20 protein-coding genes and 2 pseudogenes are annotated in these 24,966 nt (G+C 43.1%); 10 read left to right on the top strand and 12 right to left on the bottom strand.

Annotated elements, in window-relative coordinates; translation table 11 throughout:
* Positions 1 to 58: 58 nt before the first annotated feature.
* Positions 59 to 952, top strand: coding sequence for a MerR family transcriptional regulator (locus tag AC6RGY_RS06480; RefSeq protein ID WP_499860806.1), 894 nt, complete (start codon positions 59 to 61; stop codon positions 950 to 952).
* Here AC6RGY_RS06480 and AC6RGY_RS06485 read toward each other — a convergent pair.
* From AC6RGY_RS06485 to AC6RGY_RS06495, 3 genes are all read right to left on the bottom strand, one after another.
* Positions 949 to 3,036 (bottom strand): SBBP repeat-containing protein, encoded by a 2,088-nt coding sequence (locus AC6RGY_RS06485; RefSeq protein WP_499860810.1) that lies wholly within the window; start codon positions 3,034 to 3,036, stop codon positions 949 to 951. The genes AC6RGY_RS06480 and AC6RGY_RS06485 overlap by 4 nt on opposite strands.
* Before the next feature lie 374 nt (positions 3,037 to 3,410).
* Positions 3,411 to 3,542 carry a hypothetical protein gene (locus AC6RGY_RS06490; RefSeq protein ID WP_499860813.1) on the bottom strand — a complete coding sequence of 44 codons (132 nt, stop codon included), beginning with the start codon at positions 3,540 to 3,542 and terminating at the stop codon, positions 3,411 to 3,413.
* Between the two features lie 222 nt (positions 3,543 to 3,764).
* A complete protein-coding gene (locus AC6RGY_RS06495; protein ID WP_499860816.1) occupies positions 3,765 to 4,307 on the bottom strand; it encodes a DUF1572 family protein in 543 nt (180 codons plus the stop codon).
* 186 nt (positions 4,308 to 4,493) lie between these two features.
* Between AC6RGY_RS06495 and AC6RGY_RS06500 the strand changes: the two genes are divergently transcribed.
* The 4 genes from AC6RGY_RS06500 (at position 4,494) to AC6RGY_RS06515 (ending at position 9,248) form a co-directional block, all read left to right on the top strand.
* Positions 4,494 to 6,131 (top strand): lipase family alpha/beta hydrolase, encoded by a 1,638-nt coding sequence (locus AC6RGY_RS06500; protein WP_499860819.1) that lies wholly within the window; start codon positions 4,494 to 4,496, stop codon positions 6,129 to 6,131.
* 203 nt (positions 6,132 to 6,334) lie between these two features.
* A complete protein-coding gene (locus AC6RGY_RS06505) occupies positions 6,335 to 7,213 on the top strand; it encodes a GAF domain-containing protein (RefSeq protein ID WP_499860823.1) in 879 nt (292 codons plus the stop codon).
* Positions 7,214 to 7,576: 363 nt separating this feature from the next.
* Positions 7,577 to 9,103 carry a YifB family Mg chelatase-like AAA ATPase gene (locus AC6RGY_RS06510; RefSeq protein ID WP_499860827.1) on the top strand — a complete coding sequence of 509 codons (1,527 nt, stop codon included), beginning with the start codon at positions 7,577 to 7,579 and terminating at the stop codon, positions 9,101 to 9,103.
* Positions 9,054 to 9,248: a hypothetical protein gene (locus AC6RGY_RS06515; protein WP_499860832.1), complete on the top strand. Its 195-nt coding sequence runs from the start codon at positions 9,054 to 9,056 to the stop codon at positions 9,246 to 9,248. Before AC6RGY_RS06510 ends, AC6RGY_RS06515 begins: the two co-directional genes overlap by 50 nt.
* A gap of 369 nt (positions 9,249 to 9,617) precedes the next feature.
* Here the strand turns inward: AC6RGY_RS06515 and AC6RGY_RS06520 are convergent.
* Both AC6RGY_RS06520 and AC6RGY_RS06525 read right to left on the bottom strand, forming a co-directional pair.
* Positions 9,618 to 9,761, bottom strand: a pseudogene (locus AC6RGY_RS06520) (DM13 domain-containing protein); the annotation flags it as partial.
* 307 nt (positions 9,762 to 10,068) lie between these two features.
* Positions 10,069 to 10,452, bottom strand: coding sequence for a YndA family protein (locus AC6RGY_RS06525; RefSeq protein ID WP_499860834.1), 384 nt, complete (start codon positions 10,450 to 10,452; stop codon positions 10,069 to 10,071).
* A 91-nt stretch (positions 10,453 to 10,543) separates the two neighbouring features.
* Between AC6RGY_RS06525 and AC6RGY_RS06530 the strand changes: the two genes are divergently transcribed.
* On the top strand, positions 10,544 to 11,749 hold the full coding sequence (locus AC6RGY_RS06530) for a hypothetical protein (protein WP_499860835.1): 1,206 nt from the start codon (positions 10,544 to 10,546) through the stop codon (positions 11,747 to 11,749).
* Positions 11,750 to 12,111: 362 nt separating this feature from the next.
* On the opposite strand, the gene AC6RGY_RS06535 is transcribed toward AC6RGY_RS06530, so the two are convergent.
* Entirely contained in the window at positions 12,112 to 12,321 is a 210-nt protein-coding gene (locus AC6RGY_RS06535) for a hypothetical protein (protein ID WP_499860838.1), read from the bottom strand.
* A 72-nt stretch (positions 12,322 to 12,393) separates the two neighbouring features.
* Here AC6RGY_RS06535 and AC6RGY_RS06540 point away from each other — a divergent pair, with 72 nt between their 5' ends.
* Positions 12,394 to 12,669 carry a hypothetical protein gene (locus AC6RGY_RS06540; protein ID WP_499860841.1) on the top strand — a complete coding sequence of 92 codons (276 nt, stop codon included), beginning with the start codon at positions 12,394 to 12,396 and terminating at the stop codon, positions 12,667 to 12,669.
* Between the two features lie 8 nt (positions 12,670 to 12,677).
* On the opposite strand, the gene AC6RGY_RS06545 is transcribed toward AC6RGY_RS06540, so the two are convergent.
* The 3 genes and pseudogenes from AC6RGY_RS06545 to AC6RGY_RS06555 form a co-directional block, all read right to left on the bottom strand.
* On the bottom strand, positions 12,678 to 13,145 hold the full coding sequence (locus tag AC6RGY_RS06545) for a DM13 domain-containing protein (protein ID WP_499860843.1): 468 nt from the start codon (positions 13,143 to 13,145) through the stop codon (positions 12,678 to 12,680).
* Positions 13,146 to 13,754: 609 nt separating this feature from the next.
* Positions 13,755 to 13,871, bottom strand: a pseudogene (locus AC6RGY_RS06550) (HGGxSTG domain-containing protein); the annotation flags it as partial.
* A 53-nt stretch (positions 13,872 to 13,924) separates the two neighbouring features.
* Complete coding sequence (locus AC6RGY_RS06555; RefSeq protein WP_499860846.1) at positions 13,925 to 14,458, bottom strand: hypothetical protein; 534 nt, start codon at positions 14,456 to 14,458, stop codon at positions 13,925 to 13,927.
* 266 nt (positions 14,459 to 14,724) lie between these two features.
* Between AC6RGY_RS06555 and AC6RGY_RS06560 the strand changes: the two genes are divergently transcribed.
* On the top strand, positions 14,725 to 15,609 hold the full coding sequence (locus AC6RGY_RS06560) for a hypothetical protein (RefSeq protein ID WP_499860851.1): 885 nt from the start codon (positions 14,725 to 14,727) through the stop codon (positions 15,607 to 15,609).
* Between the two features lie 1,192 nt (positions 15,610 to 16,801).
* Here AC6RGY_RS06560 and AC6RGY_RS06565 read toward each other — a convergent pair.
* Positions 16,802 to 16,993 carry a hypothetical protein gene (locus tag AC6RGY_RS06565; protein WP_499860856.1) on the bottom strand — a complete coding sequence of 64 codons (192 nt, stop codon included), beginning with the start codon at positions 16,991 to 16,993 and terminating at the stop codon, positions 16,802 to 16,804.
* Between the two features lie 335 nt (positions 16,994 to 17,328).
* On the opposite strand from AC6RGY_RS06565, the gene AC6RGY_RS06570 reads away from it, so the two are divergent.
* Positions 17,329 to 17,880 carry an alpha/beta hydrolase gene (locus AC6RGY_RS06570; RefSeq protein ID WP_499860861.1) on the top strand — a complete coding sequence of 184 codons (552 nt, stop codon included), beginning with the start codon at positions 17,329 to 17,331 and terminating at the stop codon, positions 17,878 to 17,880.
* A 1,111-nt stretch (positions 17,881 to 18,991) separates the two neighbouring features.
* Positions 18,992 to 19,366, top strand: coding sequence for an SRPBCC family protein (locus AC6RGY_RS06575; RefSeq protein WP_499860865.1), 375 nt, complete (start codon positions 18,992 to 18,994; stop codon positions 19,364 to 19,366).
* A 485-nt stretch (positions 19,367 to 19,851) separates the two neighbouring features.
* On the opposite strand, the gene AC6RGY_RS06580 is transcribed toward AC6RGY_RS06575, so the two are convergent.
* Together AC6RGY_RS06580 and AC6RGY_RS06585 are read right to left on the bottom strand one after the other, a co-directional pair.
* Positions 19,852 to 21,975, bottom strand: coding sequence for an SBBP repeat-containing protein (locus AC6RGY_RS06580; protein ID WP_499860869.1), 2,124 nt, complete (start codon positions 21,973 to 21,975; stop codon positions 19,852 to 19,854).
* 744 nt (positions 21,976 to 22,719) lie between these two features.
* Positions 22,720 to 24,744: an SBBP repeat-containing protein gene (locus AC6RGY_RS06585; protein WP_499860872.1), complete on the bottom strand. Its 2,025-nt coding sequence runs from the start codon at positions 24,742 to 24,744 to the stop codon at positions 22,720 to 22,722.
* Between the last annotated feature and the right edge of the window lie 222 nt (positions 24,745 to 24,966).

Below are 24,966 nucleotides of genomic sequence, written 5' to 3' on the forward strand. Positions count from 1 at the left end.
CTGTATAGTATCTGTATCAAGTTCGTTTCATTTTGATGAGTGAAAGAGTGAATCCATTATGTACAACATCCGTATCGCCGCCAAAAAATCAGGAGTACCAGCTGGAACACTCCGTGCTTGGGAGAGACGCTATGGTCTCTCTCCCTCCACACGTACTTCCGGCGGGCACCGCTTGTACTCCGATAAAGATATTGCCACCCTTACTTGGCTAAGAGAACAAGTGGATAAGAAAGGGATCACGATCTCACATGCCGTAGAGCGACTACAGGAAGAGCAACCCTTAGAAACCACTTCGCTTGCAACTCTTCCACCCTCTCAGCAGCAACACGATCTGTTGAACGCTCTATATCAAGCTTTGATCTCGTTTCAAAGTGAGCGTGCTCATTCCTTGGTGGAACTCAGCTTCTCTCTTCACCAATATGAGCAGGTTTTTCATCAACTTTTCTTGCCCCTCGCCACCAAAGTAGGGGATGAGTGGGAACAAGGAAGAATTAGTGTGGCTCAGGAACATTTTGCTACACAGTTTTTACTGCAACGTTGTTACCGACTACTGGATCTCTTCCCTACTCATCCTCATTTCCCTCCTATGCTCGCCCTCTGTCCAGAAGGAGAGCATCATCAATTGGGGCTGTTGTTTTTTACCTTGTTTTTGCGACGAAAAGGGGTCCCGGTCCTCTATCTTGGACCCAATACCCCTGTGGCTGGGTTGTCGACACTTATTACGGAGCAACAAATCGCTTATCTGTGCCTTTCCATCTCCATGCCAGAACGGCTTCCACAAACAATCGACACGATTACGTCTTTTAAGAAAGAACACCCTACTCTCCAATTCGTTCTAGGAGGAAAGGGATTTCAATCTGCCGGAGAGCTAAAACCCCATTTCCTCCTGCCCGATAACTTGGAGAGCTGGGAAGATTGGTTTCACACGCATATCGAGAAAAAGCCCTTCTAAGCAGAAAATTCTCCTCCTCCACTTCCGCGCGGACCACGTGGACCGCGCGGTCCGCGACGCCCTCTTGGGCCACGTGGACCCGTCGCCCCTGGTGCACCACTCGCTCCCGTTGGTCCAGTAGGTCCCGTCGCTCCTACTGAGGACAGATTGCCTAGTTTAAAGACGAACGCGTTATTTGACTCTGCCTCTCCACCATAGATTGATTGAAAGGCTGCAAAGGAAACCGGAAAATCACTTGACGCAGTATAGCCTGTGAGGTAAGCGTTCTCTTGGTTATCCACCGCAACATCATTGCCAACATCCACGTCTTCTCCGCCAAGATAGGAAGAAAACGAGAGTCCTTGACCGGAAAAGCTTACCTGTGTGACAAATGCATCTGGGGTATCTCCCCCTCCCGAAGCAATACTGTCTTGAAATGCATCGGACGTCACGGGAAAATCCACAGAAAAGGTGGACCCTGTAACCCATGCCATACCAAAAGAGTCAACTGCAATGCCAAAACCTGCGTCACGAGTTGTACCTCCCAAGTACGTCAAATAGGTAAGAGCGCTTCCCGTCGCATTCAGCTTTCCAACAAAAGCATCACTCGCTCCTCCAAACAAAGTTTGAAAAGCATTGTTGGTTACGGGAAGATCGGTTGAACTGGTCAATCCCGTCAGGTAAGCATTGTTCGCTCCATCCAGATCGATTCCAAAACCAAAGTCGTCTCCATCTCCCCCTAAGTAGGTGGAATACAGAAGTGACGAGCCCGTAGCACTCAAACGTGTCACAAACGCGTCCTGCTCTCCCGCTAACGTCACTTGGAAAGCACCTGCCGTCGTCGGAAAGTCTGTCGAATTCGTATTTCCCGTTACATATGCCTGATTGCTCGTATTGAGAACAATGCTCCTTCCTTGGTCTTGTAAAGTCCCTCCCAAGAACGTGGAATACACTAGCGAACTTCCGGTCGCATTCAGCTTCGTCACAAAGGCATCTTCACCACCAGCAATCATTTGTTGAAATGCTCCACTAGTGGTAGGGAAATTCGTCGCATCCGTTGATCCTACCACATAGGCGTTCGTAGTGGTGTCTAGAGCGATATCGTTTCCTACCGTCCCTGTCCCCCCTCCGCTTCCACCTAAGTAAGTGGAGTACAGAAGAGAAGAGCCCGCTGCATTTAGCTTAGAGACAAATGCATCTGTTCCCCCTACTAAGATGGACTGAAATGCCCCAGAGGTTACAGGGTAGTTGGTAGAACGAGTAAAGCCCGTCACATACGCATTATTGCTGTCGTCCAAGCTGATTCCATTTCCACCTTCAAAATTGCTACCACCAATAAAGGTGGAGTATAGAAGAGAAGATCCTGCAGGGTTAAACTTAGAAACAAATACATCGAATAGTCCCGCTATGGTGGCTTGAAAAGCTCCCGTAACAATTGGAAAGTCACTAGAAGAAGTGGATCCTGTCACATACGCATTTCTAGTGCTATCCACTGCGATGCTGTTCCCTCGGTCTATGTTGCTCCCACCGAGATAGGTGGAATAAAAGACAACCGGATCAATGAGCAAAGCACGCGATGGATCATATTCCTTTCCTACTTCAAAGAATAAGTTACCGCTAGCGCCCAAACAGAACTGAGTGGGGATAGAGCGTCTCTCACCTTTGACCCACTGAAAACTTACAGGTCTTTCTTCACGAAGGAGACCAGAGGGTGTATGAACAAGTAAATCCCCCCCTGCATCAAGGGTGATACCTCCACCGCCCTCATAGGTAAGCTGAATATCGTCAAGTGATGCTCCCGGCCACACAATAACATCGTACTTAAACTTTTCCTCTGTCCCCGAGAACATCAGATCAATCTTTGGCCACACTTCTTTATAACAAACCTTTTCTCCCTCTTGCAGGAGAGTAACCTCCGCTTGCGGATTGGATTTTAGAAAACAAAAGGATAACTTCACCTCTTCCAAATTGGAATAAAAGCAAAAGTCAATGTGGTCGCGAAAAAAAGTTAATTGAAATCCCTCTCCTACTGCCCAGCAGAAACCTTCACTTTCCTCTCCACTTACATTCGGAACAAACATTAATGGTCCTTTCGTATTTTGCATCCGCTATTCCTCCCTGTCGTACTCTTCAACATAGATGTATGTAACAACGACCGGGAAGGTTTGGGCGCAAGAAAAAATTATTTCTGCAAAACGTCCATAACTTCTTCTTCACTTTACCATGACTTTTTCAACACGACTAAGCCGTAGACTCCTCAGACCAAAGCCACTTCAGCGGGTGAGTGGGATGTCATTCTTATTTTTGTGAATATATTATGTAATGAGACTTTTGTTGATCCGTTTATGCCAACGAACTTCGGTGAAGAATTGAACTTCCCTAGGCTCATCTTGTTTCAGAACAGCTCACGCCCTCATTTCAGCAATGAAAGTGTGAGCTATTTTCAAAATTGTATCTCCCTAGCACTGTCCGCACACTTCTATCTACCCATTCTTTTCGTCACTTGATTCATCATGCTCTTGGCCAATTTCCCACCATATTTCTTGCCATACTTCATCCCGTTCTTCTTCAATTCTTGTTTCAATTTCTTTTTAATTAGTTGCTTGATCATGAAGCCCCCAACTCCTCTCTATCCCTCTAGCATGAGAATACAATAAAAACATGTCTAAAAGATGTCAATACGATCCTTTGTTCGCAATCGGCTGTCTCTTGAGATCTTCCTTTTCTTTGCGCACTGATCCAGAGGATTCTCTATTCACATCTTAATATATCTAACGAATGTGACAGGTTTCAAGAGAGATTGTACGTTCGATTCCTTGTCCTTTTACTCTTTTCACACTTCTTGGTTGCCAAGATAACGCTCCCGCATTTCACGAGTAAATTCCGCTGACTTCCCCTTCGGAATACTAAGTGTCTGCCATTCTTCTCCTTTCAATTGCTTCGCCATTATAACCATCTGCCCAATGTGATAGCCATAGTGGGTCAGCTGACGCTGAATGGCTTGCACGACCACATGCGATTCACCGCGGATCGTCACACTCTTAAGAATATCTTCTGGCTGAAGCTTTTCCAGCGTGTTAAGGTAAATCGACCATCCTTGTTCCCACTCATGCAGCAACTGCTCCCGTGTTAGAGATTGTTCCTCAAACTCTAGCTCTCGCTGTCGACCTTCCTTCTCGCCATCCGTAATCAGAAAGTCCGTCCAACGAGAACGCATATTCCCTGCCAAGTGTTGTATATTAATCGCCACGCTACTACAATCCTCATGAGGACGCCAATGAAGTTCTTGTTCGCTTAACTGTTGAATCGTTCTTTCTCCCAACTCCTTCAATCTTCTCGATTCCGCTATGCATGTCTGTAAGTAGATGGATTCCATAAAGAATCTGCTCCTCTCCATTTGCAATTAGAAAAGTGTAGAGAAAAGAAATCTTGATGCTTCCTATTTTCAAACGCAGGTTTTTGCTGAAACAATTCCTTGATGATCCCTAATAAAGCAGGAAATTCAGGGTAAACCGTCGTACCCTTTTTATACACAAAAGAAAAAATACAAGGGGGGACCCTGATGAGTATCTCCAATCGCTTGTCCACTGCTCGTTTGCTTCTGGGTGAACTCCTTTCTTTCGTCTCTATCACTAAACGTAAGGATAAGTCCAAAGCCCCTAAGAAAATGGTAGAGAAGGGTAACGTCCTCACAGACGAGGAGAGGGCCTATTGGAAAGAAGTCACTGATACTGGATATATTCCTGGTACGTGGTATGTAGGTGATACGCCCTCCAAAGAAGACAAACAAAAGCAACCCATTGTTTTCGTCCCCGGAATCGGAAATAATGCTTCCATCTGGAGTAAAGGTGCTGGTAACCTCTACACGCTGGCCTACCAAGCGGGATATCGGACTGCCTTTGTCCAATTATATGACGCAGCAGGACGCAAATTTGCGGAAAGCCAATGGGCCAATGGCAAGATCTTAGCAGCTCAACTAAGAGAGATCTATAACCATTTCGGGCAACAAGTTCATGTGATCTCCTATAGCAAAGGAGGCATCGATACACAAACCGCGCTCCTCTACCATGATGCCATTTCCTATGTAAAAGATGTTGTCACCATCGGTTCTCCTCATGAAGGCACTTCCTTAGCAGACCTTGCTTACAGTTGGTATGCCGAATGGTTAGCCAAAAGACTCGACCAACACACCGCTGCTACTTATTCCTTACAAACAGGACAAATGCAAGAGTTCCGCAAAGAGACAGACTCCAACAAAAAAGTCGGAGCACAAGATTATTATACAGCAGCGGGGACCAGTTGGGGCAACTTCGGCGATTACTTGTGGTTTGGTGGACTCTATCTTAGTTCGCATGGTCCTAGCGATGGCGCAGTAAATCTGTGGAGCACCAAACTCCCATACAGTCGACACCTCTTTACTGATTCCACTCTCAATCACGACACCCTCATCTATGGAGAAAACGTCTTCCAACGCATTCAACCCATCCTCAGCGGAAGGGCGAATGCTGCATTCACAGAAAATTCAATTCCTCTTCCCTCGGCGGAAAACCACGAACATTACATTCGCGGAGGAGAATTGGCTCCAGATACTTTACTGGAGAACGACGTCTTCGTCCCTGCAGGGCAAAAAGAAGTGATCTTTCAAACAGCCACGAGTGCCGCCAATGTGAGCTTCCATTTACAATCGCCTCTCGGAAAAACCTATACAGAAAAGTACTCCTCCTATGCCTCAGGCACTGGCAAAGACTATTTCGCGGGAGCCACCACTCAGGCTTATCGCGTAACGAAACCAGAGAGCGGGATGTGGAAAGTAAAGTTGACTGCTACGAGTAAAGAAGCGTATTTAATGGTAGTCACCTATTCTGAACCTGAAATCGCCACTGTAAAAGGATCTCTCCCCTTGATTAATGGCTCTATTCCCATATACGTAACACTGAAACAACCCCAGTCATTTGATCTGAGTTCTATTCAAATGGAAATGCGTATGATAGATTCTCCACAAAAGATTATTGACTTACCGACAACATCCCACTCTGAAACCACCCTCCGATTGGCGAACCACGCAGAAGGCGTTTTTATCGGAACGATATCTAGACAAATCTCATCAAGGGTCTGCAATATCACAGTGGATATTCAGGGACAGCGAAGCAATGGCGAACCTTATAAGAGAACCTTGGTACGCTCATTGTATATAGAATAGCTTTTACAGAGAAACAGATCATCGGGAATGTACGCTGAGGATGTATTAAAGCGTATGTTCCTTATTCATTATTTCAGACCAAACGCACCGTATAAAAATCCTCTATCCCTTCTATGCAGCCTTCTCCTCTTCAAACTGACTACTTCGAATAACAATCCCTCCTTGTGCATACTTTTTTATGAGTGCCGTGAAGGGGTGATTAAATGAGCGGCGATACGATTGGTGATACGATTCATGCTCTATTCAAACGGTTTAAGTGGTTTGCTTGGCTCACCGCTACTCTCGTCATAGTAGGGCTCTTATGGATCATACTTTCTCAACCCAATTGGGAAAATCTTCGCCAGAGTCCCACTGTGGTCACCATTGGCGTACTACTCACGGGAGTCATCATAAGTATGGTACTTCGTTTATATTATGACGAAAAGAAAATCACCCAGATCAGTGGTGATTTTTCTCATTCAGATGAGGAAATTGTCAGAAATACTTATGCTCTCGAAATCATGAGCATCATGGCGAAGAAAACTTCCAAATGTATCAGTGAACCCTTTTCCCAAGAAAACAACCGCGATACATTAATGAATTTCTGCTCCATCATTCAAGCCTTTATGATGAGTGAAACGTCTCCCGACCATCCCAAAGTGGTCCTTTTTACAGGTAATGATGACGAAACCCATCTTATTCCCTTCGTGTGGTGTGGACACTCAACGAACATCAGAAAGTTCTCTCTCAAAATAACACAAGAAAACGCGGTCGGATTTACATACCTCACAGGAGAAGCCCATTACATCGAAGACGTTAATCAACCGAGTGCACGTTTTCACGTAAACCCCTATTCTGAAAAGCAATTTGGCTCACTCATCACAATTCCGATCAAATGTAAGGGTCAGACGATCGGTGTGCTCAGTGTGACGGGTAAAAACAAGGGGGCATACAATGATAGCGAAGAAATTGCTTATTTACACTCATTTTCTAATGCCATTCTCCCCTTATTAAGTTATCATCTCAACCTAACAAAAAATGCGAGGGATGCACATGAAACAAGGGATCGTCAGGAAGAAGTCCTATCCGGAACCATCCACTAAGAAAGACCTTTATACTCGTTATGCCCAAGGAGATATCACCCCTCGTGAATTTTTAGATCGAGCAACAGAAGGATTGTTTAAAGAAAAACGTCAACAAGTAGCAGAAAGACATGAGCGCTATTTCGGGAAAAAGCTGTAATCTAGAAATAAAACGACCAGTGTATTGGAAGAGCTCAAAGAGACTAGCCTGTTCCTGATTCGAGCAAGCTCGTCTCTTTTATATTCAATCATTACTGTGCTCAAACAATAATCGATACGATTTTAAAGACTAACAAATACGTAGACAGAGGAATTCGCCAAGAGTAGATGGAATCCTATAGATAACAGAATCTAGGATGTTCATTCTTTTTTGGAGGATTTCGTATGTATGCTAAATTATATAGTTGTTCCATTCATGGCATCGATGGTGTGCTAATCGAAGTAGAAGTGGATATCAGTAATGGTTTACCCGCTTTTGACGTAGTCGGACTACCCGATTCCGCCGTTCGAGAATCACGAGACCGGGTTCGTGCAGCCGTAAAAAATAGTGGGTACTCCTTTCCACTCCAACGAATCACCACCAACCTTGCTCCAGCCGATTTACGCAAAGAAGGCTCCGGCTTTGACCTTGCTATTGCCTTAGGTGTTTTACAAGCCAGTGACCAGCTTTCATGCAAAGGAGCGGATGAATGGCTCCTATTGGGTGAGCTCGCTCTAGATGGATCACTACGCCCTCTTACCGGCGTTCTACCCATGGTGATGTCTGGAAAGGATCGCGGTTTCCGCCGAGTAATCCTCCCTGCAGAAAACGCAGAAGAAGCCGGGCTAGTGGATGACATGGAGATTTACGCATCCTCTACCTTAAAAGAAAGTGTCTCCATATTAAAGAAGGAGGCAGCCCCTCCCATTCCGCTAACGTCACTGACAAGTAACACCGAGATGCCCTTAGCAGATTTTGATGATGTGCGCGGTCAACGTCATGTCAAGCGAGCGATGGAGGTGGCCGCAGCAGGCATGCATAATCTTCTCTTGATCGGTCCTCCTGGATCTGGAAAAACCATGCTCGCTCGGCGTATTCCGTCCATTCTAACGCCCATGCACGCGAGTGAAGCTCTGGAAGTAACTAAAATTAGAAGTATTACCGGTCATCTGCCCACACGAGGAAAAAAAGAAACAAGACGTCCTTTTCGTGCTCCTCACCATACGATCTCCTCCCCAGGCCTCATTGGCGGGGGCTCCATCCCAAAGCCTGGAGAGGTCAGTCTCGCCCATCGAGGTGTTCTATTCTTAGACGAGCTACCCGAATTTACTAAGGGAGCCTTAGAAGTTCTCCGTCAACCACTGGAAGATCACCAAGTAACGCTAAGCCGTGCACGAGCCACCTTTTCCTTTCCCGCTGATTTTATGTTAATCGCTTCGATGAATCCTTGTCCTTGTGGATTTTATGGTTACGAGCAAGATCGCGCGTGTACATGCACCCCTACCCAAGTTCAACGCTATCGAGCCAAAATCTCCGGTCCGCTCCTCGACCGGATCGATCTGCATGTAGAAGTCCCACGAGTAGATTACCAGACACTCTCTCAAACACAGCAAGAAGAGCCCTCATCAGTAATCCGCCAGCGGGTTATCCAAGCTCGATCCGTCCAGGCGGAAAGGTTTCAAGGTACCGCGATCCTTCATAATGAAGCCATGCCTCCTTCCATGATCCGCCGTTACTGCAAAGTGGATAAGGAGACACAGCAACTATTAAAGGACTCTTTTGATGCGCTCGGGCTCAGTGCTCGTGCCCATGACCGAATTTTAAAAGTTGCCCGTACCATTGCCGATCTAGTAGCAAAAGAGCAAATTGAAAGTATCCATGTTGCTGAAGCCATTCAGTATCGAACATTGGATCGAAAGTGGTGGGGCTGAGGTCGCCATCCGTTACGAGTTATGTAGCCCCTCCTTTTTAGCCGTCATTGGTCGCAATAATTCTGGTGATCGTGGTGTATTGAAAGTGACGGGTGCTACTACACCCGTCAGACAGTTTTCTTTCGCCGATGTACTGGTAGAGTAACCGAAACGAGTTAATTTTTCACCTAGCTTAGAAAACATCGCTCGAGCACTATTCTTTCAGTTCTTCCCTCTCATTCGTGTTAAATACAACTCAAAACTCCTTTATGTCGTAGTAAAAAGCGCTAATGCTAACGGCGTTTTCGTACCCACTTCAAATTGAAGACAATGAAGAAGCTCTTTCCACTCGATCCATCAAAGATTATTTGCGTTCGCGTGTCATCTTCTAGGAACGGTTTATATATCGATTCACTACGATTTCATAATTCATTTTCACATGGTGGGATTGTGTCTAAGCTTCAATCGAAAAAGCCTCATCCTATCTCAAATGGAGAAGGATGAGGCTTTTCCCATCTAGTTACTAACTTAAGCTCTATTCTAAAGAAGCAGAAGCAAAGTTGACAGAAAATCTTTCACACCATATGGAGACGGAGCGGAATTTATCTAAATCAACATGGTCCGGTATTTCATAGTTTTGGTCACCTTGATTTCCTTTTAATTTACCGAGTGAAATGTAAGTGAGTCAGTAAAAAGTCAAGTCTACGATTACAAAAATTGGATAAGTTGATTTTCAAACTGTTGAGGGGTGATGGTACAAGCAACGATCTGTTTTTCTTCGATTATCGAAATAAGTACAATCCTAAGATTATTTACTTTGATGCGGATTAATTATCTCATATCAGAAACACCAGAGTATCCCGAAGCGGTACAGACAATCTGTAACTCCTTTGATGAGTTCTTAGACAGTCATTTAGAATAACAGAAGACCAGGCAAGGGAAGTTTCCTCCCTCACCCGGTCTTTTTCACTTATACTTCAAAATACTTAGTCATAGAATCTGATTTTCGCACCATTTGGTCCTGTTACATAAAACTCTGCGTAGGTACCATCGACATATTTATTTACATTTCTAATAATCTTGCATTCACCAGTGGACAATGTGGCCGTACTACCTGAAACATAGTCGTCCGCATTGCTTTGATCATCCTCGTACAATTTATATGTACCTTCGGAACCAGAAACTAAGCAATACATAACATCTCCGCCTGTAGAATTCCAGGTACTCGTCACACCATTAGAAATACTTTTAATACCTAGTGAATTCCATTGTCCATCTCCATCCGCAAAGGCATCCGAAGGAGAGAATGCCAAGAGTGAAAATGCGGTAGCTAAAGCTAGAGAACCTAGTGCAAATTTTTTTCGTAACATAACTGATTGCCCCTTTCCTTATGGTAAATATATGATATCATAATTATACCTTTATATCAATATATTATAAACAATTTAGAGAGGTGCAAATATGAACGATAATCTATTTACGAAAGTTTTGTTTTTAATAGCTAGTCTCGCTATATTTCTATCGCCAACTTTTGTTGCCTATGGAGCAACTGAAGCGATTTCCTCGATAAGGAAGGACCTATTTTCTCTTGAACATACTTCTACGGATCTATTAATAGAGGCAGAAAAACTAGATAACGTTTTGCCGAAAAGTGGAATACAGAGTTTGTTGAACGGTGCAAATCGGCAGGCAACACAAGATTGCCATTCACTAGCACTCTCAGGGGTCAGTGATGTTGTTGATAGTTGGTGCTTTAATAGTGGGGATAACTTAACCGAAGAATGGTATCCACAAGGGATAAGTGGAGTAGGAGATGCTCAACAAGATGATTTTTGGGGCAGTAAGCAAGCTTTCGTAGTAAGTTGGTATCATGAGAGCAAGGGTGTAAGAATTAGTTTTCTTGACTCTGAAACAGGAAAATATCGTCATGTGCTCCTTGTTGAACCCTATACCAACTCTTTCGGGAACCCAAGCTATCGAGCTGTAGAAGTTCATGCAGGTGGAATTGTATGGTATGGAAATTACTTATATGTAGCGGATACCACAAAAGGTTTTCGGGTATTTGACATGCGATATGTCTTTGATCTTAAGTCCAGTGAAAATGGGAATACTTCCGACAAAGATAAAGTGGGTCGTATTAACGGAACTTATTATGGTCATGGGTATCGATATGTAATGTCACAAGTTGGTGCATGGACTATCCCTGGAAAACATACTGGATCTGGTTGCGAAGAAGATGCTTACCCAAGGTTTAGCTTTGTCGGCCTTGATCGGAGTACAGTCCCTGATTCCTTAATTACAGGGGAGTACTGTAACCCCCCGAACCCCGAAAATGACATAACTTTGTATGGACGTATGGCTAGGTGGTCACTCCAAGATAGTGAACTAAAAACATCAAGCGATGATCAGGCGCGAGCAACTGAAGTATATGGCTTACCTAAAGCCCATGCACAGGGAGCACTTGCTCTAAATGGAGATTGGTATGTTATGACCAGCTCAGGGACGTTCAATAATGGTAAATTGTATAAAGGAGTGCCAGGTGAAGAGATGACTTCTCTTAAAGCAGGAATCGGTCCTGAAGATTTATATTACTGGCCATCTCAAGATGAATTATGGACTGTGACAGAATACCCCGGAAAAAGAGTTTTGTATGCAATACGTCCCTAATAGGGGATTATCCCAATAACAAAGACCGGGCAAGGGAACTTTCCCTTTCACCCGGTCTTCTCAATGTTTTGGTCACTGTATATGGTTATTCTACATATAAAAAGGGATTCTTGCTATTGCTCGATCAAAGCGCGTTCGACTTCGATAATAATTTTCCCTTGGTTTGCATCCATGAGCTTCTTCAACTCATTCATGACTTGCTCGCGGACGTTTTCGTCATAGTCGAAGGAGACCAGACGCTTTCCATCACGGTAAACGCGCCAGAATCCTTTCCTCGGATTAGGTTTAAGTTTGTTGCACGGTTAAGTTTAAATAGAAAAAGCTTCATCCCTCTCCAAAGAGACAGGATGAGGCAGATAACTTTAGCCGTCACTTTCGTCCAATGCTGGCAGATCAACAATAGATATCACTTCGCCCTCAGGGAAAACCGCTGCTGAAAGCTCTGCTGCAAAGAGATTTTCTACATCTGCTTTTAACATGTTTCCTTCCCACCGAATGCTATCAGCCCTTACGATATAAACATCACCTGTGCTTAAAGTGATTTCTGCTCTTCTTTCAATCATTATGTTCATCCCCCTATTATATAGAGTGAGGAGTGATTCCCCTTCTATTATTCTATGCACTCTCTTCATAGAGGTTCCGGTTTGATAAAAAATCAACCTTGTATGAATAGAACTGATTTAATCGCCCTCCCCATGCATTCGGCATCGGCCATTTACCATGGCGCTGTTTTTACATGGGTTTCCGCCTCTCATTTTCGCACCACACTTTCTTTGCATGGGTTTTACAAGTTATATAGCCCCTCCTTTATAGAAGTCAATGGTCGCAATAAATCTGGACATGATCGTGGTGTATTGAAAGTGACGGGTGTAGTAGCACCCGTCAAATATGATGAGAATGTATCTTTTACCATTTACTAACTTCAGCTCTATTCTAAAGAAGCAGAAGCAAAGTTAACAGAAAATCTTTCACACCATATGGAGACGGAGAGGAATTTATCTAAATCAACATGTTCCGGTATTTCATAGTTTTGGTCACCTTGATTCCCTTTTAATTTACCGAGAGAAATGTAGTTATCTTTTGTGATATCTGCACTCTCTTCTATCTTAGGGAGTGCAACAAGATAGATTTTGAGATCAGGTCCATTATCGGTTTCGAATTGTGTAAGCCGTAGAATCCGCTTCCCATCAGGCATTTGATATATGGTAGCTATTCCTTCGCCATCATGAGAATCATCTCCTTTTTCGAAGTTACCTTGATAAAGTGCCTGAGGTTCTTCTGTACTCTCCTTTTCTGTACTCTCCTTTTCTGTACTTTCATCTTCTGAACTTTCATTTGAAGATGGTTGTGATTGAGATGGAGAATCAGGGAGCTTCTCACTTACTTTTTGATCCAAGATAAGTGTTTCCGGACGAAAGACCAGCCATAATACGAGAGAAACAATTATGACAAGACCACAGATGATCCACTTGAATTTTGTCATCTTCACCACTCCTTTTGTATAGGATGCAAAGCTACTTATGTGTCTCATTTTACGGGATAAATATATACGAACCATTACATAATCATTGCATAATTATATGAACAAGAAAATGGTGAGTTCGCAATTAAATGGATCAATATAAACCCACTCTGGATGAATCCCATTTTGGTTATGATCTACCTGCTACTCTCTCCAAACTAAAAAAACCTCCACATACTTGGAGGTTGATTTTTTGACCTGTGATTTTTTCCTGCTTCGGTAAAGCTTATCTATAGCATATAAACGTTGATCCCAATGCCACATAACATAGAGCTAGTTTCGTTGCTGGTCCTGTAGTTGATCCCGCCCAATATTTCCGCATCTCAGGTAGTTCACTAATGGCCAATCTATCAAACTTGGAATAGATCAATCCATTAGACTAAGATGTTGGTTCATAAATACCCAAGGCCAGGTCTATCTGTCTGAGATAGTCCGCCTTGGGTGAAATGTTGTAAAGATCTTTTTCGCTATCGTTTAGCTCACCTATGAATATGCTCTCAAACTCGCTATTGCGACTGCATTCTTATTCCGCTTCATCTTCTCCGATGGTGCGCCTGTCGACTTTCCCCCATGCATTCGGCATCGGCCATTTGCCATAGCGTTGTTTTTATATCTTCACCACCTCCGCGGTTTGTGAATGTAAATAATTCCATCTATCCATCATCATCTTCACTATGATCTAATTCCATCCTCCAATTTCTAATCACACCCTTGAGTGAACTCACAGGAATACTGGGGTTGCTTTTTTCTTGAATTTCTTTGATAACCTCTTCAATTTCTTCCTTAGGTACACTATCATTTTCTCCTTCTAATAACTTTTTCAACTTATTAAAACCTATAGTTAACCCATCTACCTTTTCACTAAGTTCAATTTTCAGATCTTCTGTTTGTCTCTGTTGTTCTTCGAGAGCATCTGACATCCTATTAATTTGGTTCAAATTGAAATTCATCTTGTCAACAGTGTCTTGTAAATTAATTATATTCTGTTTTTGTTCAGCAGTATCAACCAAAGTGATTATGATCGCCAGTACAGCTAACACAATTGATACTAATGTTGCTGCAAAAGCTAAATTTTCTCCTGCTCTCTGTGATCCTCCGAGTAAATGAGATGTTACAAAAATAAGTAGCCAGAACAGGCTAAGAGTGATTAAAATTACTAAGTCTCTTTTAGTTACATTTCTAAACATACCTTCCCCTCCCATCCGACCAGAATTCGACAGGGAAGAATTAAATCCTTCAAAATAAAAACCACCACCTAGTGCTTAAATACCGCCTGGCTCTTCAGGGTATAGCCACTCGATATCCTCGTTCCCTCACTATATAGTGGCAGTCGTATGCAATAATAAATAGAGACCTCAATATTGCGTATTTCAAATTAACTAGTATAATATACCTTATAAGATAATACATGAAATTCGAACTAGATTAATCTATATTACAGAGGTGAATCTTCTTGATTATTGTCGATTTTTTTATTGACCACTGGTTTGAAATTTTCCTTGGTCTCTTTTTAACATTACTAGGTCCCGCTTTAAGTAAAATAGCTTTTAATGAGCAAAAAATATCGAATATTAATAACCAATCGGAGACAAACATAAGTACTTTGACAGAAAAGAACATAGAAGAAGTACGATACTATGAAGTGACTAAAGAAACATATTACTTTAAGTCGCATGATAGCCAGAGTGATATAGGGGTAGCAGTAGCTTTATTTATTGCTGTTTGCCTTATTTCTGCACTTTATCTTGAATATAGAGAACCAGTCTGGATATCAATGACCATTCTAACTATTATAATATTTTCATTAAATTCCATTATGACATTTGTGATGGCTAGATATGATTTGCGAATAGGAGAATTATGGACAAAGCCATTAAAAGCTTCTTACATATTTTTGTGTGTGCCTTTTTTCAACTTATTTCTTCTAAATAATCCTGTTTTCCCGTTAGGGAGTTTTGATAAACTCCTTTCGAGTTATGACATTGATAAGCTCTCGGGTTTACTTAGTAGCTTTGGATTAGAGGGAGTCTCTTTTATTTTTTTTCAAATTATAGGAGTTAGTTTAAATATAATCTCATTGCTATCAATTTTCCTAATCTCTCTATATATTTTCTCGACGTTGGTACACAATAAAATCAATTCTATAAATGATTATTGGTACATAATACCCTTTCGTTGGACGGTTAAGTTTATTTTACGCTCAATTGTATCTGTCCCCTTACACAGAGAGCTCATATCAAGAATTATTTATGTAAGTGGCATCTTTTCAGTTCTATTTTGTAGTGGTTTGCTATTTTCTTTATTAAATTGGCTTATACAATACTTGCATAATCTATGAACAAACTATATTTTCACTCCTTGATCTTCACTTGTGATAACCTCTTTCTTTTCTCGTTATATCCACTGCAAAATATATTCTCTAATCAAGGAGGAACTCTATATATAGAAACGACAGGCATACGTATTAGAACCAATACCTGATTACGAACACGTTCCTAGGTATGTAAACCATGCATGTGGTTGTATTTATCGATGCGTTGTTGATGAAGTCGAATTCCCTGATCATATGTGGAAAGTAGTACATTAATAAGAAATTCATTCTATCCGGTTTGGTTATCAAATGAGATAAGGAAATCACTACCTTCAATAGGATCAATGAGATTTAGAGTAGTAGCCACGTGTGGAATGATCCCACGCTCTCATTGCTCTTCTGTTAACCCTTGTATAAACGGCGGCTCTCATGGCATTCCCTCCACCATTAGGGTTGAATTATTCAATTAATTGTCTATGGTAATGGCAAGAATATGATGAAAGTTACAGGTGCTACCACACCCGTCACACGGTTTTCGATCCCCGCCGATTAAATGGCGGTTGCGGATTGCTATTCGTCAGCATCCCGTTCGGTGCCACGAGCGGGATGCTTCTTACTGTTTAAAGACTTCCGACCATTCAAGAGTCTTACCAATAAGATAAGAGCTCCTAATGCATTTTACCTGGTTCTTGGTGATAATCCCAAGTAAGATCGGGTTTTAATAGGATCTATACAAAGAAGGTAGCGATTATCAATATCGAAGCTACAATTCCCAATGTATACTCTATGATATTTGTAACCTTACCAAACATAGTCTTTTTTATCTGTTTGAGCTTAGATTCTTGTTTAGTAGCCTTCTCGATTATAAAAAGTGATGTAATGATGATTAAAACTATAAATGTCCAACCAACATCAGGTGGAACCTTTAAGTACAGATAATTCCAGGCATAAGCGCCCAAAACTACTGTCGCCAATAGGAGCTGTATGATCTTAAACCAAATAACGCTCCTTGCTTCCTTACCAATTACCTCTTTTACCTCACTAAACATCTAATCATCAACTGCCTCTACGGGTTAAAGTTATTCGCATCTTAGGACCAATCCATTTCATAATGATCCGCCTCTAGCTCTGGAAATACCGTAAACGTTCACCATGTGGTTCTGGATCAAGCGTTATACACCTCCTCCAGATTGCGGATCGTCACCCTGTTTCCAAATAGTCAATAAAGTTGCACCTTCTTTACCATCTGCTGATACTGCTGTCCGCATATCATCATCAATATAGCATGTAATGACGCGTTTATTTGAGGATAAGTAGGTTGTAGTTCACTCATCAAATAAAGATGAGCTATTACACTAGCTCCACAGAGTATCACAAACAAAGCAGCCAAAAACAGATTATGCTCTCTCAATTCTCCATCTCCTCGGCCAGGTTTCATAGCATCTATTATACCTAATCGCCCTTATATCGTGATACATCTCCAAAAAACAAGGAGCCATATCATATGATTCCTACCCACTCATTCCTTTTCGTTGACCTTTATGATTGTGACAACTAGCTCCTTCATCAAAAGTTGAACTATTGCAATCGATTGTATATGGTGGTGCCAGGATTCTCATCATGAAAGTAACAGATGCTACCACACTCGTTACACGGTTTTCGATTCCCTACGATACCTCTAATAAAATCGGTTGCTTTCTTCTACACTTCCTTTGTAACATCTAAGTAGAAAGAGGAGTTAATAATATGGGGAAACAAATATTATTCATTCATAGTGCGGGATCTCAGGAGCTTCATCACGGAAGTAGCGATCTAAAGGCATTTATACAAAAGGCGCTCAGTGATGAATACACCTTGTTAGACCAAAAGATGCCTAATCCAGAAGATCCTAAGTACACACTTTGGAAAGCTCATCTTGAAAAAGAATTTGCTTCATTGGACGATGAAATGATTCTCATCAGCCATTCTTTAGGTGGTTCGGTTCTATTAAAATATCTTTCCGAGGAAACTTGCACACAATCCATTTCCGGTTTATTTATGATTGCTACACCATACTGGGGAAAGGACGATGATTGGCTAGCAGAGGAGTTTACTTTATCAGAAAAATTCGCTACAAAACTCCCTCAGATAGAACGGATTTTCCTTTGTCACAGCTTTTGCGATGAAAAAATATCATCAAAACATCTTGAACACTATAAGAAAAAACTTCCACAGGCAACTACTCGGTTACTTAATGGATCTGAACATACTTTCAGTGATGGAATTCCTCAGCTTATATATGATATCAAAGAACTGTAATTACTGGGTTTATAAAGTTAGCCAACCTTCAACAATCGGCCTCGAGAATGGAATAAAATTAGCGTCCGTTTTACATATTTGGCCCAGTTACTTGCATAAGAGAAAATTCATAGAGTAATCGAGTGGGATTTTTGTCTTTAATATACGATCGTATATAGGCTTCCTCTCTTTATAATATAATGGATCAACACAAGTAAAAGAGGTGGTTAACGATGAAAATGAGCCATCATTTTACCACCTGAAATCAAGTGTAAGATTAAACAATTACGGAAAACGTTGAATGAAGCGACTTCCAGTGATAAGTTTGAGATGGAAGAAGAGAATCAAGAGGAATGTAAAACACTACGTGGTTGAATCTCAAAAATCATCTATTAACCCACAGGTGCTAATCTAATACGTTCTCCAGGAATAAGGTTTGTAGTTCCAGTGAAAATATTCAATCGAGTATGAAAGATAACATAGATTACCCTCAGACCCGTTGGATGGAAACAATTTAAGATTAGCCAATGTCCAGATGGGAAAGGGGCATCAAAAGTAAAATAACTGTTTCTCGTTCTCCCAGGGCATGCAACTGTTACAGTTCCTTTACTCACATTGATTATTCTGATCTTTGTCTTTAAATTATGAGCCAAATCCATCACTCATTTCAAGAAATATTAAATTTGGAATGTTAGTTGAAGATAGCAAACTAACATTCCAAATTTAATATAGTATATGTATTTTAATTCAGATGAATTGTACTATTTAGCCTGAATTAAGTGAATATTTATCTCCTAGTTCCATTCGTGATTCGTTCCGTCTGATTCTGAACTAACATGTAATAAAACTACATTCCTCTCACTCTATTAGATTCTGGCTCAAGTACACATCCTCTTCTAATATCCAGGTTGCGGATCGTCATCTCGTGAGTCTACCATTTGAAACCCTCCTTCATGGGCCATTTGGCTAACTCACGAAAGCTGAAATTCGTCTTTGATACCCCCATTTTAATCCATATCATCCACTGGACAAACACCTTAAGACCATGACCAAAAAAGGAGGAACAATAAAAATGCCTACACCTGTACCGGAATTCACTATCACTCGCACCCTAAACGCGAGTCGCAAGCTCGTGTGGTGCGCCTGGACTGAAGAGAAAGAACTCGTCAACTGGTTGCCTTCTACGCCCCTAGAGTCCATCTCTTTCGACGTCCGAGAGGGTGGTCGATACCGTTACACGATGGTCAACAAGGAAACAGGAGAGGAGTATCCTACTGGAGGTGTTTTCCTCGACGTCGTACCTTTCGAACGACTCGTCTTCACCTGGGGTTACCCCGACGATCCCATCGAAAAATCCCCTGCCGTGACTCTAACCTTGATGGATCAGGGTGACTGCACTGAGATGATCTTCCACCTACGTGGATTCACCGGTCACCCCGGTGATCAGTACGTGTATGATGGCTGGTCTGGCACACTCGACAATCTAGCGATTCACTTGAGCAACTAAAGGCCCGCAATGCCAGAGAAGGAGACTCATGGACCCTCTTGGCCATTGACTCGCAAGATGCCTCAAGCGCTACCGATCAAAGTTGGCTATTCTTTTTCCCATCGAGCGTCCACCGAGGTGGCCATGAAAGATGTTAAAAATGCTTGTCTAGCTCATTCATCTGCTTTAACTCTTCTTACATTCGGACTTCGTTCCCTATATACGAACCCTATTCCTTCAACAAGAGGCTATCCAGTGCTTTTCTGTCCTATTATCCAATTGAACAGCTTCTGCCTTCGCTCCATCACCGTCCGGCGATGGAGCGAAGGATTACTCGTCTACAACAAAAAAGACGGATTCTCGCCATCAACTATTTGTATCACTCACCGGGTATAACCATCCACGCCCGCCCCTGTCTAATGTCTCTTATCCATGATGTATAGATCTCCATCATGCGCATTCATTAAGTTCTCACCCACCCTATCATCCGACTAACCTAATGAAAACTATAAACCCGACTCGCCTCCACCTGTACCACGCGCTCCTCTTGGCCCCCTTGGTCCGCGTCTTCCTCTCGGCCCTCTTGGACCTTGCACTCCTGTTGCTCCCGTAGCCCCTATTGGTCCTGCTGGTCCTGCTGGTCCGGTTACTCCCGTCGCTCCCGTTGGACCGGTTGCACCGATGGAGGTAAGCATTCCTATTTTAGAAATGAAAGCATCTCCAGTTTGAGTACCTCCGCCAAATTGAGACTGAAACGCAGCGAAGGTAACGGGGAAATCAGTAGATGTGGTGTTTCCCGTAACATAGACGCTCTCCTGATTGTCAATTGTAATACCGTTTCCTGAATCATTTCCTCTCCCCCCTAAAAACGAGGAAAAGGAGATGCCCCTACCAGAAAAGCTCATTTGGGTGACAAAGGCATCGACACCCTCCTTGCTATCTTGAAAAGCATCAGAAGTGAGAGGAAAATCTGTCGATGATGTTGACCCTGTTACCCACGCTCCACCAAAAGAATCCACTGTTATGCCGTTCCCCAATTCACCGTTACTCCCCCCTAAATAGGTAGAATAGATTAATGCACTTCCTATTGAATTTAGCTTCGTTACATAAGCACTTGCAATAAATAGAGAAATACTTGGCTGATTTTGTTGAAACGCTTTATTGGTTGTCGGGAAATTGGTAGAAGAAGTGCTCCCTGTCACATAAGCATTCTCCGCCCCATCCAGATCAATCGCAGATCCGTTATCAATAGCCGAACCACCTAAATACGTTGAATACACCAGCGCTGACCCCATTGTGTTGAATTTGGTGACAAATGCATCATTCTGCCCGCCAATTGTCTGTTGGAATACGCCGGGGGTAGTAGGAAAATCAGTGGATGTTGTTTGCCCCGTAACAAACACTTGGTTACTCGAATTGATAACAATGCCATTCCCACCCTCATTGCTTCTTCCTCCGAGAAAAGAGGAGTAGACCAAAGCGGACCCTGTCGCATTCATTTTTGTTACAAAAGCATCACCCGCACCCCTATACGCGGTCTGAAAAGAACCGGATGTCGTAGGAAAGTTCGTGGAAAAGGTGAATCCGGTAACATGGGCATTGCCTATCCCATCAAGAGCAATTCCATTGCCTTGATCGCCTGCTTCCCCTCCCAGGTAAGTGGAATACACGAGCGAGGTGCCCGTTCCATTCAACTTCGTTATGAAGGCACTATTCAAAAAACTAATACTTGGAAATATTGTTTGGAACGCGCTAAGCGTCGTAGGGTAATTCGTCGAGTTTGTCTGACCGACCACATAAGCGTTATTGGATGCATCCACGGCAATGCCATTTCCTTGGTCAGAAATGTTTCCTCCAATAAAAGTGGAGTAAAGGAGGGAACTTCCCACCGCATTCAATTTGCTTACGAACACATCTTGTATTCCGTTAAACAGAGTCTGAAACGCCCCCGTGGTGATCGGAAAGTTGGCAGATAACGTGCCTCCCGTTATATAAGCATTTCTCACAGAATCGACAGCAATGCCATTTCCAATGTCATTACCTGATCCTCCCAAATAAGTAGAATAGAAAACAATCGGATCTATAACAAGGGGTTTGGTCAGGTCAACTCTTTCCATGTTCAGGGTGAAGCTGATTGTCCCATCACTAGCTAGCTGAAATTGTGTAGACACCATGCTCCTTCCCTGCTCTGTCCATTGGAAGCTTACCGGTTTTTCCTCGCCAATAACGCCTTTCGGGGTATACACCAGCAAGTCCCCTTGCTCGTTCAGTCTCACTTCGTCTGCGCCATCGTATCGCAAGCGAACATCCTCCACACAAGCCCCCGGTTGAACCATCACGTCATATTTCAACCGCTTCCCATCTCCTGAGAACACCACATCTATCCCCTGCCAGACCCCTTCATAAATAACACATTCGTAATCTAAGCCGTTGTAGTTAAGTCCCTTGGGAACCACCCCATCCTGTGCATCGATAAAACGCAGCCATACTAATTCATCAAACCCCTCCGGTGTAAATAGCACTCCTTCTGGTAGCAACCTGTACTGTATCCCCTGTCCCTTCGCTACATAAGTATCCTCTGCCCTTCCAATTCTGAACAGAAGAGGTCTCCTAGCAACAACATTCTTCATGACGCATCATCACTCCAATCGAATCCTCTTATAATGTATGATTCCACCCCCTTGTCTCAGACGTTTGCTCTTCTTGTATAGGAGTTTCCTCTCTTCACATAAGATTTGATCACACAAATAAAAGATGCGGTCAACGATGAAGGAGTCCATCATTTGACCACCTGAAATCAAGCGTTAGGTTATGCAATTATTACGAGAAAGGTAGGCGTTGAATGAAGCCACTTCCAGCATCTCTTTGCATTTCAATCCAGATCTACAGATGTAGCAGCTTTGGCAACTACAGATTTTACATCAGACCCGCACCTCCAAATGTAGGTCTCATCTTTTAAGTGACCATAAAACGCGTTTCAGTCGCCCAATCATCCCCAGCTCTTTCACATAGCAAACACCCAAAGCGTGATCTACTTACCTGAGACCGTCCGCCTTGGGTGCGCTACTTTAAAGCTCTTTCTCGCTGTCGTTTAGCACGTCTAGGAATAGGTATTCAAACTTACCCGTTGCGATTGCATTTTGGTTAGCCTCATCTTCTCTGGTGTTGCTCTGTGCCTCGATTTCCCCCGATGCATCCCAGCCATTTGTCAGGGGGCTCTTTTTACATGGGTGAACGCTTCACGTTTTCGCAATCATACATTCCTTGCATGGAGTTTGTTCTCACACCTTCACACCTTCACACCTTCACCACTTCGTCCTTCCCACCATGCTTGCTTTCATCTAAAACCTATAAGTGACAAAGAATATTCAAACTTATAAACCCGACTCGCCTCCACCTGTACCACGCGGGCCTCTTGGCCCCCTTGGTCCTCTTGGACCTTGCGGTCCGGTTGGCCCAGTTGGACCTATGGAGGTGGGTGTCCCCACTTTGATGACGAAGGCATCACCAAGTCCTCCTCCAAATTGACTCTGGAAAGCGTTGAACGTGACAGGAAAATCTCTGGAAGCAGTTTCTCCAGTAAAGTAAGCATGATCTTGAGCATCAACTGCTACATCAGCTCCTGAATCACCACCCCTTCCTCCTAAGTAGGATGAAAAGGAGATCCCTTTGCCAGAAAAGCTCATCTGTGTGACAAAGGCATCACCTAATCCATCCAAACGATCTTGGAAAGCATCCGAGGTAAGAGGGAAATCCATAGAGTCTGTATCGCCAGTGATCCAAGCTCCTCCAAAAGAATCTACTGCTATCCCATTCCCGGAGTCAATTCCATTTCCACCTAAGTAAGTAGAATAGACCAGCGTACTTCCCACTGGATTTAATTTAGTCACAAACCCACTTACCAGTCCAGGCAAGATCACTTGAAAAGCATTTCTCGTTACGGGGAAATTAGCCGATCTCGTGTTTCCTGTCACATAGGCATTTCCTGCTCCATCCAAATCAATTGCTGAACCAAAATCACTATCATTCCCACCCAAAAAAGTAGAATACACCAAAGCGGACCCTAAAGCATTCAGTTTGGTAACAAACGCGTCGATAGTACCTCCAGCATAATCTGTTTGAAAAGCTCCAGAAGTGGTTGGGAAATCAGTGGAACTTGTTACTCCGACCACAAAAGCTTCATTGGCATTATTGACAACAATCCCACTTCCACCATCATCACCGCTTCCGCCTAAGAAGGTGGAATACACCAACATAGATCCAGTAGGGTTTATTTTCGATACAAACCCATCCTCATTGCCTGCAAAAGTCACCTGAAAAGCTCCCGGGGTAGTCGGGAAAGTAGATCCAAATGCGTTACCTGTAACATAAGCATGATTCGTTCCATCAACGGCAATGCCAAAACCTATAGAAGGTGAACTTCCAGATAGATAAGTAGAATATACAAGAGACGTACCGGTTTCATTAAGCTTTGTAACAAACGCACTGAGAAGAGATCCTGATATCGCTGTCTGAAACGCTCCTGAGGTTACGGGAAAGTTAGTTGAAAACGTCTGCCCTGTTACATAAGCATTGTTCGACCCGTCCACTGCGATGCTCGCACCAACCTCTGATGCGTTTCCGCCAATGAAGGTGGAGTAGAGAAGGGAGCTGCCCATCTCATTCAACTTGCTTACAAATACGTCACTTGAACCCGCCTTGATCGTCTGGAAAGCGCCCGACGTAACGGGGAAGTTGGGCGATCCCGTTAATCCAGTTGCATACGCATTGCGTGCAGAGTCCACCGCAATGCCATTTCCAAAATCATTACCTGATCCCCCCAAATAAGTAGAATAGAAAACAATCGGATCAATAACAAGGGGCTTTGTCAGATCAACCCTTTCCATGTTCAAAGTGAAGCGGATCGTCCCATCGCTAGATAGCTGAAATTGTGTATCCACCATTCTCTTTCCCTGCTCTGTCCATTGAAAACTGATTGGTTTCTCTTCGCGAATAACGCCTTGCGGGGTATACACCAGCAAGTCCCCTTGTTCGTTCAGTCTCACTTCGTCTCCGCCATCGTACCGCAAACGAACCTCCTCCACATTTGCCCCTGGCTGAACCACCACGTCATATTTCAACCGCTCCCCATCGCTTGAGAACACCACATCAATCCCCTGCCAGACCCCTTCATAAATCACACTTTCGTAATCTAAGCCGTTGTAGTTAAGCCCCTTGGGTATTACTCCCTCCTGCGCTTCGATAAAACGCAACCATACTAATTCATCAAACCCATCCGGCGTAAATTGCACTCCTTCGGGTAGCAACGTGTACTGTATCCCCTGTCCTTTCGCTACATAAGTATCCTCTGTCCTTCCACGTCTGAACAGAAAAGGTCTCCTAGCAACAACATTCTTCATGACGCATCATCCCTCCAATCGAATCCTCTTACTTTAATGTATGATTCCACCCTCTTGTCTCAGACGTTAGCTCCCCTTGTATATGTGTTTTCTCTCTTCACATAAGATCTGATCACACAAATAAAAGAGGCGATCATCGATGAATGAGGAGTCCATCATTTGACCACCTAGAATCAAGCTTGAAGTTATATGATTATTATAGGAAAGTGTGCGTTACTGTAA

The sequence above is a fragment of the Mechercharimyces mesophilus genome, from assembly GCF_059818345.1.